At 70.9% G+C, this 10,213-nt stretch carries 8 protein-coding genes and 1 pseudogene; 5 read left to right on the forward strand and 4 right to left on the reverse strand.

All coding sequences use genetic code 11. The features are described from left to right. The 3 genes and pseudogenes from VGT80_RS03320 to VGT80_RS03330 form a co-directional block, all read left to right on the forward strand. A pseudogene (locus VGT80_RS03320) lies at positions 1-466 on the forward strand (hypothetical protein); the annotation flags it as partial. A gap of 117 nt (positions 467-583) precedes the next feature. After that, positions 584-1,681 (forward strand): YjgN family protein, encoded by a 1,098-nt coding sequence (locus VGT80_RS03325; RefSeq protein ID WP_327452863.1) that lies wholly within the window; start codon positions 584-586, stop codon positions 1,679-1,681. A gap of 5 nt (positions 1,682-1,686) precedes the next feature. Next, positions 1,687-2,772 (forward strand): M48 family metallopeptidase, encoded by a 1,086-nt coding sequence (locus tag VGT80_RS03330; protein ID WP_327452865.1) that lies wholly within the window; start codon positions 1,687-1,689, stop codon positions 2,770-2,772. A gap of 17 nt (positions 2,773-2,789) precedes the next feature. Here the strand turns inward: VGT80_RS03330 and VGT80_RS03335 are convergent, their stop codons facing one another. Then, entirely contained in the window at positions 2,790-3,398 is a 609-nt protein-coding gene (locus tag VGT80_RS03335) for a YceI family protein (RefSeq protein ID WP_327452867.1), read from the reverse strand. A 135-nt stretch (positions 3,399-3,533) separates the two neighbouring features. Here VGT80_RS03335 and VGT80_RS03340 point away from each other — a divergent pair, with 135 nt between their 5' ends. Continuing rightward, positions 3,534-5,321 (forward strand): AMP-binding protein, encoded by a 1,788-nt coding sequence (locus VGT80_RS03340; RefSeq protein WP_327452868.1) that lies wholly within the window; start codon positions 3,534-3,536, stop codon positions 5,319-5,321. Position 5,322: 1 nt separating this feature from the next. Next, the gene (locus VGT80_RS03345; protein WP_327452870.1) at positions 5,323-6,864 is read left to right on the forward strand and encodes an acetolactate synthase large subunit; all 1,542 of its coding nucleotides are present in this window, start codon (positions 5,323-5,325) and stop codon (positions 6,862-6,864) included. Positions 6,865-7,083: 219 nt separating this feature from the next. Here VGT80_RS03345 and VGT80_RS03350 read toward each other — a convergent pair whose 3' ends face one another. The 3 genes from VGT80_RS03350 to VGT80_RS03360 form a co-directional block, all read right to left on the reverse strand. Beyond that, a complete protein-coding gene (locus VGT80_RS03350) occupies positions 7,084-8,415 on the reverse strand; it encodes a hypothetical protein (RefSeq protein ID WP_327452872.1) in 1,332 nt (443 codons plus the stop codon). Between the two features lie 137 nt (positions 8,416-8,552). After that, positions 8,553-9,011 carry an NfeD family protein gene (locus VGT80_RS03355; protein ID WP_327452874.1) on the reverse strand — a complete coding sequence of 153 codons (459 nt, stop codon included), beginning with the start codon at positions 9,009-9,011 and terminating at the stop codon, positions 8,553-8,555. A 3-nt stretch (positions 9,012-9,014) separates the two neighbouring features. Then, complete coding sequence (locus VGT80_RS03360) at positions 9,015-9,989, reverse strand: SPFH domain-containing protein (RefSeq protein WP_327452876.1); 975 nt, start codon at positions 9,987-9,989, stop codon at positions 9,015-9,017. Positions 9,990-10,213 lie beyond the last annotated feature (224 nt).

Here is a 10,213-nt window from a genome sequence, read left to right on the forward strand (position 1 = left end):
ACAGACCGCCGAGGTCATCCAGCTCGACCAGCGACGGCTCGAAAAGCGCAAGGCCCACGTCAAGGCCGCCGTCGAATGCCTGATCTGGACCGAGGCCGAGAGCCCCGAAGCCCTCGATGCCTTCAAGGAGAAGTTCGAAGAGCTCCTCGACATCGAGACCCAGGACGCCGAGACCTTCGAGCAAGAACCCCTCGACGCCCAAATCCAGCGCCTGGCCTGGGTGATCGGCCTGGATTCCCCTCCCCCCTGCGGGGAGGGGGCAGGGGGCGGGGGTGTCAGCGCCGAGCCGGCCGATCCGGACACCGGCCCACAACTCTCATCGCCTACTCACAGCCAGCACCCCCACCCCAACCCCTCCCCTTCACCACCCCCGCTGGGGGTGGCGAGCGAAGCTCGGGGGGCCGGGCCGCAGGGCGGCCCACAGGGGGGAGGGGCGGTGGACGACCCCTTCCACCCCTCCGGCTGACGGATCGCCCGTCGCCGCGCCCTTCCCTCATGGCGGGTTGCGGGATCGTATCAACCGGAGGTAGCCGCGGGCCCACGGGCGTGCCAGACTTCCGCCGGGTTTTTAGGGGGGAGATCCATGTCCACATCCGACGCCGTCGCCGCGGGCGACGAGCTGGTCCTGACGCAGCGCGTCTCGACCTCGTCGTTCCTCGGCCTGAGCCTGAGGAACGGCCTGCTGAACCTTGTCACCCTGACGCTCTACCGGTTCTGGGGAAAGACCGAGGTGCGCCGGCGCCTCTGGCGCTCGGTCTATCTGAATGGCGAGCCGTTCGAATACACCGGCCGCGGCGTCGAGCTGTTCCTCGGCTTCCTGTTCGCATTGCTGGTGATCGTGCTGCCGTTCCTGCTGATCGTGTTCGGGGCCCAGCTGCTGGGACCGGCCGTCGCCGGCCTGATCCTCCTGCCGTTCTACATCTTCCTGGGATTCATCGCCGGCTACGGCCGCTTCACGGCCTTCCGCTACATCACCAGCCGCTCCAGCTGGCGCGGCGTCCGGTTCCAGCTCAAGGGCTCGCCCGCGGAGTACGGGGGCAAGTGGCTGGGCTACAGCTTCCTGTCCGGCTTCACCCTTGGCTGGTTCTGGCCGGCGGCCCAGCGGCGTCTGGCCGCGCCGCTCTGGGACGGCCTGCGCTTCGGCGACCGTCGCTTCCGCTTCGACCTCGAGCGGGCCCGCAGGACCCCGGTCTATGGCGCCTACGCCCTCGGCTGGGTCGGCGGGGTGGTCGCTTATCTCGTGTTCGTGGCCCTGATCGTCGCGGTCATGGTTCCGACCCTTCGTAACGCCGGCAGCGCGCCGCCCCAGCTCTCGTTGCTCCAGATTTGCGAATTCTATGTGGCGGGTGGCCTCTTCGCCCTCGGGTATGTCGTGATCTTCGCCCCCTATCACGCCGCCATGCTGCGCTCGATCGTCTCCGGGATCAGCTTCGAGGGCGCCGCCTTCGAACTGAAGCTCCGCTGGCCGGACCTGGCCGGGATGACGCTGAGCAACGTCGCCCTGACCACCCTGTCGCTGGGCTTCCTGATGCCCTTCGCCGAGGCGCGGGCGACGCGGTTCATCGTCCAGCGGATCGCCATCGACGGACAGGTCGACCTGAGCGCGGTGCGCCAGGCGTCCGACGCCGGGCCCCGCACCGGCGAAGGCCTCGCCGACGCCTTCGGCATGTCGCCGATCTGAACCGCATGAGGGCCCGCTTCAACGACGGCGAAACCGCCGCCGTCCATGAGGTGGACGTCGAGGCCGTCGACGGCGATCTCGTGTTCCGCCACGATCGCGAGCTGCATCGCTGGCCGTTGGCCGGCCTTGAGGTCGAGCCCCTGGGCGATCGCGTGCGCCTCTCGCGGCGGGATCACCTGGCCCGCCTGAGCGTGGATGCCGGCGACTGGGCGAGGCTCGCGGCCGAGTTGCATCCGGGCGCCATCCCTGCCGCCGGCTGGCGGCGCGAGGGCCGGCTGGTCGCGATCCTGGCCGCCGTCGCGGCCTCGGCGGCCCTGGTCATCTTCGTGGGCCTGCCGGCGATCTCGGGACCCCTGGCCCGCCACACGCCGCCGAGCCTCGAGACGAAGATGGGCGACAGCTTCGCCGCCCAGCTCCACACCGCCTTCGTCCCCTGCAACGGCGAAGCCGGTCAGGCCGCCCTGGCCAGCTTCGGCGAGCGCCTCAACGCGGCCGCGCACTCGCCCTTCCAGATCCGCGTCCGCGCCGTCCAGGCGCCCATCGTCAACGCCTTCGCCCTGCCCGGCGGCCGGGTGCTGGTGACCGGCGACCTGATCAATCTGGCGCAGACGCCGGACGAGCTCGCGGCGGTCATCGCGCACGAGGCCACCCATGTGCAGCGCCGTCACGTCATGCAGGCGGTCTGGCGTTCGCTGGGCCTGGGCGTGCTGCTGGACGCCATGGTCGGCGGCGGCACGGGGGCGGGGCAGCAGGCGGTGCTCCTGGCGGGCTCCTTCACAAACCTGCGTTACAGCCGTCAGGCCGAGGCCGAGGCGGACGCCGGCGGCCAGCAACTGCTGCAGGACCTTGGCCTGTCATCGCAGGGTATGGCGCCCTTCTTCGCCCGGCTGGCGCTCAAGGGCGAGGGCCGCAACGCCGCGGCCGTCAAGGAGCTGCTGTCCAACCACCCCGACACGCTTCGCCGGGCCCAGGAGAGCCGGCTGCGCGCGCGGCCCGGGCAGCCGGCCTTCACGGCCCAGGAATGGGCGGCGATCAAGGCGGTGTGCAAGACCACGCCCGGACCTCTGCGCCGCCTGCCGCGCTTGCCCTGAGCGCGCCGCAGCGCGGGTCAGTCGCCCTTGCGGACGAAGGGGGCGCTGAGGATCAGGTCGACCTCGTCGCCGACCATCGGCACATATTTGGTCACCCCGAACTGGCTGCGCTTGATCTTGCCGGTGGCGTCGAAGCCCACCGTATAGGCCTTGCTCATCGGGTTGGGTCCGGCGCCCTTGAACGTCGCGTGCAACACCACCGGCTTGGTCACGCCGTGCAGGGTGAGTTCGCCGGCGACCGTCGCCTGGCCGGGGCCGGTCACCGTCACCTTGGTGGACTTGAAGGTCATGGTCGGGAACTTGGCGGCGTCGAACCAGTCGGGGCTCTTCAGCTCGCCGTCGAGCACGCTGTTGGTGGTGGAGACGCTGGCCATCGGAACCGAGACCTCGACGCTGCTCGCCGCAGGGGTCTTCGGGTCCAGCTTCAGGCTGCCCGAGGCGTGGCTGAAGTCGCCATACCAGGTCGAGGTGCCCATGTGGTCGACCGCGAACAGCACGCGGGTATGGGTGGGCTCGATGGCGTAGGTCCCGCCCTGCACGGCCGCGGGCGCGACGGGTTGGGCGACCGCGGCGCCGGCGGCCAGCACAAGACCGGCGGCCAGGGCGGCGTGACGATAGGCTCGCATGGGAGATTCCTCCGAAAATCCTGCGGCCGGGCTTCCGCCGCCGCCAGCGAGATAGCACTCCCCCGGGGCGCAGCAAGCGCGGCGGTAGGCACGAGTATCTTTCCATTCCAGAAAAGGCGCGGAATAAGACCGCCCATGGATGCCGACGCCGCCCACCTCACCGCGCCCTTCCGCGATGCCCGTTACGCGTCCCGCCGCCTGACGGTGGAGCCGCGGGCGGGCGGCGAGATGGTGCTGACCAATCCGGCGCCCTTCTTCCGCGGATTCCGCACGGTCATCGCCCCGCTGCGGCACTGGGCCGAGTGGGCGCCGTCGCGCACCTGGCTGGCGGAGCGGTCCGGCGACGGCTGGCGCGAGGTCCCTTTCCTGGAGGCCTGGGAGGCGACGCAGGCCATCGCCGGCGGCCTGCGGGAGGCTGGGATCGTCTCGCAGCGCCCCCTGCTGATCCTGTCGCACAACAATATCGACCACGCGCTGGTCGCCTACGCCGCCATGGGCCAGGGCATGCCCATCGCGCCGGTCTCGCCGCAGTATGGGCTCAAGGGCGCCAACCTCGCCCGCCTCACCCACGCCTGCGAGATCCTCAAGCCCGCCGCCGTCTACACCGAAGACGCCGCCCTGTTCGCCGACGGCCTGGCCGCCGACTGCCTCGCCGGCCTGCCGGTGATCGCCGCGAAGAACGCGCGGGCCGGCGACATCGCGCTGCAACGGCTGCTAGGCGCCACGCCCACGCAGCCCACCGCCGCCCCCGGCGACCACGCCAAGTACCTGCTCACCTCCGGCTCCACGGGCCTGCCCAAGGCGGTGATCTGCACCCATCGCAACACCGCCTTCAACTCGGCCCAGATCGCCGCCTGCTTTGACGATCCCGACCCGCCGGTGCTGGTGCACTCCGCCCCCTGGAGCCACAGCCTCGGCGCCAACTCGATCCTGCACTATTCGCTGCACAATGGCGGGACGCTCTACATCGACTGGGGCCAGCCCACCGCCGCCCGCTTCGGCGAGACCGTCCGGAACCTGCGCGAGATCTCGCCCACCTACCAGAACATGGTGCCGGCCGGCTGGATGCTGCTCGCCGAGGCGCTGGAGCGCGACGAGGCGCTTGCGCGGCGCTTCTTCGCCCGCGTGCGCCTGCTGCAGTACGGCGGGGCCGCGCTTGGGCAGGACTACGCCGACCGCATCCAGGCCACGGCCATCCGTACGGTGGGCGAGAAGATCAGCTTCGGCTCGGGCTACGGCGCCACCGAGACCGGCCCCACCGCCTGCAATGTCCATTGGCTGAACGACCGCATGGGCATGATCGGCCTGCCGATTCCCGGCACGTCGGTCCGCCTGGTTCCCGAGGCCGGCAAGCTCGACTTCCGCGTCAAGGGCCCGCAGGTGACTGAGGGCTATCTCGGCCAGCCCGACCTCTCGGCGCGCGCCTTCGACGACGAGGGCTTCTATCGACTGGGCGACGCCGGCCGCTTCGTCGATCCCAACGACCTCAGCAAGGGCATGGTCTTCGACGGCCGCCTGTCCGAGAACTTCAAGCTTGCCAGCGGGACCTTCGTGAGCGTCGGCGAGCTGCGCATCGGGGCGATCGGGGCGATCGGCGGGGCGGTCACCGACGCGGTGGTCTGCGGCGAGGGCGAGGCGGCCGTGGGCCTGCTCCTCTATCCGAACCCCACCCTGCCGCGCGCCGAGGTCGAGGCTGCGGTCCGCGAGGGCCTCGCCCGCTTCAACGCCAGGGCCCAGCAAGCGGGTGGCGGCGCCGGCGGCCGCGTCGCCCGCGCGCTGGTGCTGGACGGCGCGCCCGACGCCGGCCACGGCGAGATCACCGACAAGGGCTACATCGCCCAGGCGCTGGCCCGCCGACTGCGGGCCGAGGCCGCCCGGCGCCTGTTCGCCGACCCGCTCGCTTCCGACGTGATGGAGTTCTGACATGAACGGCGCCGACGCCCTGATCTCCACCTTCGTCGCCAACGGGGTGACAGCCTGCTTCGCCAATCCCGGCACCTCGGAGATGCAGTTCGTCGCCGCCCTCGACCGCAATCCGCAGATGCGGCCGGTGCTCTGCCTGTTTGAGGGCGTGGCCACCGGCGCCGCCGACGGCTACGGCCGCATCGCCGGCAGCCCGGCCTGCACCCTGCTGCACCTGGGGCCCGGCTACGGCAATGGCCTCGCCAACCTGCACAACGCCCGCCGCGCCTTCACGCCGATCGTCAATGTGATCGGCGACCACGCCACCTATCACCGCCAGTACGACGCGCCGCTCAACTCCGACATCGCCGCGATCGTCGCGCCCAACTCGGTGTGGGTGCGCTCGGCCGAGAGTCCCGACGAGGTCGCCGCCGTGGCCGCCGAGGCCGTCGCCGCGAGCTATGGCCCGCCGGGCGGTCCCGCCAGCCTGATCCTGCCGGCCGACTCCGCCTGGCTCGAGACCTCGGGCGGTCCGGTGATCGCCCAGAAGCCGCTGCGCCCCGCGCCCGCCGACGCCGCGGTCGAAGAGGCCGTCCGCGCCATCCGCGCCGCCTCGAAGCCGGTGCTGCTGATCGGCGGCCATGCCTGCAGCGCCGAAGGGCTCAGACAGGCCGCCCGCCTGTCGCTGGCAGGGGTCACCGTCTATGCCGACACCTTCGTGGCCCGCCAGTCGCGCGGGGCGGGACACTATGCGCCGCGGCGCATGCAGTACTTCGGCGAGATGGCGCTGGCCGAGCTGGAAGGCGTCGACCTGATGGTCTTCGCCGGCACGACGGAGCCGGTCGCCTTCTTCGCCTATCCGAACCGCCCGAGCGTGCTGGTTCCTGATGGCGCCAAGACCCTGTCGCTGGCCGGCCGCGGCGAGGACGCCGTCGCCGGCCTGGCCGCGCTGGCCGATGCGCTCGGCGCGCCGCGCGAGGGTCCGACCCAGCCGCTGCGCAAGCCCGACGCCGCGCCCAGCGGCAAGCTCAGCCCGCAGCTCGCCGGCCTCTCCTTCGCCCGCCACCTGCCCGAAGGCGCCATCGTCTGCGACGACAGCGTGACCTCCGGCGGCGGCATCGCGGCGCCGGCCATGACCGCCGCCCCGCACGAGGTGCTGGCGCTCACCGGCGGGGCCATCGGCGCGGGCCTGCCGCTGGCCGTCGGCGCGGCGGTGGCGGCGCCGGATCGCAAGGTCGTCTCGCTGAACGGCGACGGGGCGGCCATGTACACGGTGCAGGCGCTCTGGACGATCGCGCGCGAGAACCTCGACGTCTGCGCCATCGTCTTCGCCAACAACACCTACCGCATCCTCAACATCGAGATGACCCGCACCGGCGCCGGGCAGGCGGGCCCACAGGCCGCCAAGCTGCTCGAGCTCGGCGATCCGGCCATCGACTGGGTGTCGCTGGCCAAGGGCCTCGGCGTGCCCGCCGTCCGCTGCGCCACCGCCGAGGCGTTCGACCAGGCGTTCGCCGCGGCCATGGCGAACCGCGGCCCGATGTTCATCGAAGCGGTGATCTGACCTGCCCGCCCCGCGCGAGCGGGGAGGGAGGACCGTACGCCGAGCGTAGCGAAGAGCGGACGGTAGGAGGGGCAAGCCGGTGCACAGCCTGTGGCTCGCCCCCTCCACCATCGGCTCTTCGGCCGATGGTCCCCCTCCCGCGGCTTCGCGGGGGAGGCAAAAAAAAGGCCCGCGGGGCGAACCCGCGGGCCTCGATCTTCAAGCTGGAAGGAGGACCCTCTAGCTGGTCTTGTTGCCGGGCAGCTGGCAGTTGCCGGCGAAGCGGCAGCCGGTGGCGCCGACCGCGGCGACGGGGCTCTGCGTGTACTCGATCATGTAGCCCGGCAGGCCGTCGGCGCAGGCCACTTCCACCAGGACGGTGCCCTTGGTGGTCTTGGCCGCCGGACGGGCGTTGGAGACCGTGCAGGACTTGGCGTTGAACTTCACCAGATCCGCCGTCAGGGTCGCGTAGTCGGGCTTGCCCAGGCTGCACTTGTAGCCCGCCACCAGGGCGTGGCCGCAGTCGAGGACCTGGCCCTTGCCGGTGGCCGGGAACATGCCGACGGCGCTCGTACCGTCGCTGCAGACCAGCTCGACCGCCTCCATATTGTCCGCACGGGCCGGGAAGTCGGCGTACTTCGTCACCGCGCAGTTCGAGCCGGAGTTCTTGGCCAGGCGGGTGTAGACGCCCGCCTGCTCGGTGGCGGCTTCGCGCGCGTCGGTCAGCTGGCAGCCGCCGAGGATATTGCTCGCGTGCCCGCAGTCCCAGGTCTGGGTCAGGACGCCTCCGGTCGACTTGAAGACATAGCCCTTACCGTCCTGGCAGGAGACCTCGTAGTAGTCGGCGCCTTCCTTGGCCGTGCCCACGAACCGCCGATCCTTGACCGCGCAGTTGTTCTTCGCGGCCGTCACCAGACGATCGACCACGGCCAGGCGCGCGGCCCGGTCGGTGAGCGTGCATTTGATGTTGCCGTTGCCGTCGTCGTAGTTGAGGCAGTTCTGCGCCTGGATGCCCTTGGCCCCGTCGAACGGCGCGCTGGCGATGACGATGTAGCCGGAGCCCTCCTGGCAGGAGACTTCCAGGAACGTCTGGGTCTTGGTCTGGCCGATGCCGCGGACATTGGTCGGCGTGCACTGCACGCCGACCTTGGTGAGAAGGGGCGTGAGCGCGGACTTCGGGTCGGCATTGCCCGGCAGAATGCAGGGCAGGGCCGGCGGCTTGCCGGCCTCGGCCGGCGTGTCGGCCTCGATGCAGGAGAACACGGTCGGCGGGCTGCCGACGGTGGCCTGCAGCACGTAGCCGACGGTTCCAGGCGCGCAGGCGACTTCATAGTAGCTCTGGTCCGGGGTGCCCTTCTTCTTGTCGCCGGCCATCTTGCCGACGAAGCGGGCGTCGCTGACCTGGCAGGGGAGGCCCGCGGACTGGACCACGGCCGGCGCTTCGGCCATGCCTTGCTTGCGTTGCGCATCGCTCACCGCCGGGGGCGGCGCCTTGGGTGCGGAGATCACCGCCGCCGGCGCCATCGCGGCGACCAGCATGGCGATGGCCAGCCCTAATACCTTTGGCCTCATGGTCTGTAAGTCTCTCCTGATGATTCCATTTGCGCGCACATAAGCGCCGCGAGCGTCCCAGGGTCAAGGTGGGTGAGGAATCCGGCCGAAGTCAGGCATAGTTCCAAGCACTTAGCTTGGCCGAAGGGTGGGGCCGCTCAGGCTCCGCGCACCCGAAGTCTCGCGCCCTGGACACCGACCACCTCGACTCGCGCGCCGGCCTCCAGCTCGGCGCCGTCGGCCAGCTCGGCGGCCCACTCCTTGCCGTCGATGAACACCCGGCCGTGCTGGTCGCGGAAGGCGCCGACGGCACGGCCCTGATGACCCACCAGGCGCGCGATGTTGTCGTTGATGTCGTGCCCGTGCGGGCCGGGCGTGCGCGCCAGGTAGCGGCGCGCCACGAAGGTGGTGACGATGGTCAGGCCGGCGAACAGGGCGATGGCCGGCGCCGTGTCGAGCCCCGCAAAGCCGGCCAGCAGGGCCACCGCCCCGGCCGAGGCCGCCGGCCACAGGAGCCAGCCCGATCCGGTCACCACCTCGGCCGCCAGCAGGGCGGCGGCGAGCGCGATCCACACCCAGAAGGGATGGGTCGCATAGAGGTCCGACAGCAGGCCCATGGCTTAGGCTCCGGTGGGCGGGACGGCGGGCCCGCCACGGCCGCCGCGTGGCCGGGGCGGCGGGGCGGCGTTCTCCGCCTGGGCGGTCTTCACCAACTCGGCGACGCCGGCGATGGTGCCCACCAGCGAGGCCATGTCGGCCGGCACGATCACCGTCTTCTGCTGCGGGCTCTCGGCCAGCTTGCCGAACGCCTCGACGTACTTCTGGGCGATGAAGTAGTTGATGGCGTTCACGTCGCCGGCCGAGATGGCGTTGGATACCAGCTCGGTGGCCTTGGCCTCGGCGGCGGCGGAGCGCTCCCGCGCCTCGGCGTCTCGGAACGCGGCCTCGCGGCGACCTTCGGCCTGCAGGATCGCCGCCTGCTTCTGACCCTCGGCGACGGTGATGGCGGCCTGCTTCTCGCCATCGGCTTCGGTGATCACCGCGCGGCGCTCCCGTTCGGCCTTCATCTGTCGGGCCATGGCGTTGGTGATGTCCGGCGGCGGCGTCAGGTCCTTGATCTCGATCCGCGCCACCTTCACGCCCCAGGGGCTGGTCGCCTGGTCGATGACCTCCAGCAGCCGCGAGTTGATGTGGTCGCGCTGCGACAGCACCTCGTCGAGCTCCATATTGCCCACGACCGTGCGCAGGTTGGTCATGGTCAGCTGGGTGATGGCGTATGGCAGGTTCTCCACCCGATAGGCCGCCGCCGAGGCGTCCATCACCTGGATGAACACGATGGCGTCCACCTGGACCGAGACGTTGTCCTTGGTGATCACCTCCTGACGCGGCACGTCGAGCACCTGCTCCATGAGGTTGATCTTGCGCCCGATGCTCTCGACGAATGGCGTCAGGATCGAAATGCCCGGCTTCAGGGTGCGGATGTAGCGGCCGAACCGCTCCACCGTGTACTCGCGGCCCTGTGGCACGATCTTGACGGCGCTCAGCACGACCAGCATGGCAAGGACGACAAAGACGCCGGCGACAGCAAAACCCATGAACCCCTCCCGTAACTGAGCCGGAGCCTATCGCCGGCCCGCAACTCGCGCCACGGAAACCCGACCGCCACGCTCGCGCCCAGGTCCTCGGGCTGCTAGCCATCCGCGATGATCTTGCGAACCGCCGTCCTCACCGCCGCCGTCCTCGCCGCCTCCAGCGCCTTGGCTGCGCCCAAGCCCGGGCCGCACAAGACCCCGCCCGCCGCCAAGCCGGCCACGGCCGC

This window comes from Phenylobacterium sp. (genome assembly GCF_035944335.1).
Classification (GTDB): domain Bacteria; phylum Pseudomonadota; class Alphaproteobacteria; order Caulobacterales; family Caulobacteraceae; genus Phenylobacterium.

Bases quoted from the DNA above. Each gene is read 5' to 3' on its own strand.
- VGT80_RS03325 (WP_327452863.1), top strand. From the start codon at position 584: ATGTCCACATCCGACGCCGTCGCCGCGGGCGACGAGCTGGTCCTGACG.
- VGT80_RS03330 (WP_327452865.1), top strand. From the start codon at position 1,687: ATGAGGGCCCGCTTCAACGACGGCGAAACCGCCGCCGTCCATGAGGTG.
- VGT80_RS03335 (WP_327452867.1), bottom strand. From the start codon at position 3,398: ATGCGAGCCTATCGTCACGCCGCCCTGGCCGCCGGTCTTGTGCTGGCC.
- VGT80_RS03340 (WP_327452868.1), top strand. From the start codon at position 3,534: ATGGATGCCGACGCCGCCCACCTCACCGCGCCCTTCCGCGATGCCCGT.
- VGT80_RS03345 (WP_327452870.1), top strand. From the start codon at position 5,323: ATGAACGGCGCCGACGCCCTGATCTCCACCTTCGTCGCCAACGGGGTG.
- VGT80_RS03350 (WP_327452872.1), bottom strand. From the start codon at position 8,415: ATGAGGCCAAAGGTATTAGGGCTGGCCATCGCCATGCTGGTCGCCGCG.
- VGT80_RS03355 (WP_327452874.1), bottom strand. From the start codon at position 9,011: ATGGGCCTGCTGTCGGACCTCTATGCGACCCATCCCTTCTGGGTGTGG.
- VGT80_RS03360 (WP_327452876.1), bottom strand. From the start codon at position 9,989: ATGGGTTTTGCTGTCGCCGGCGTCTTTGTCGTCCTTGCCATGCTGGTC.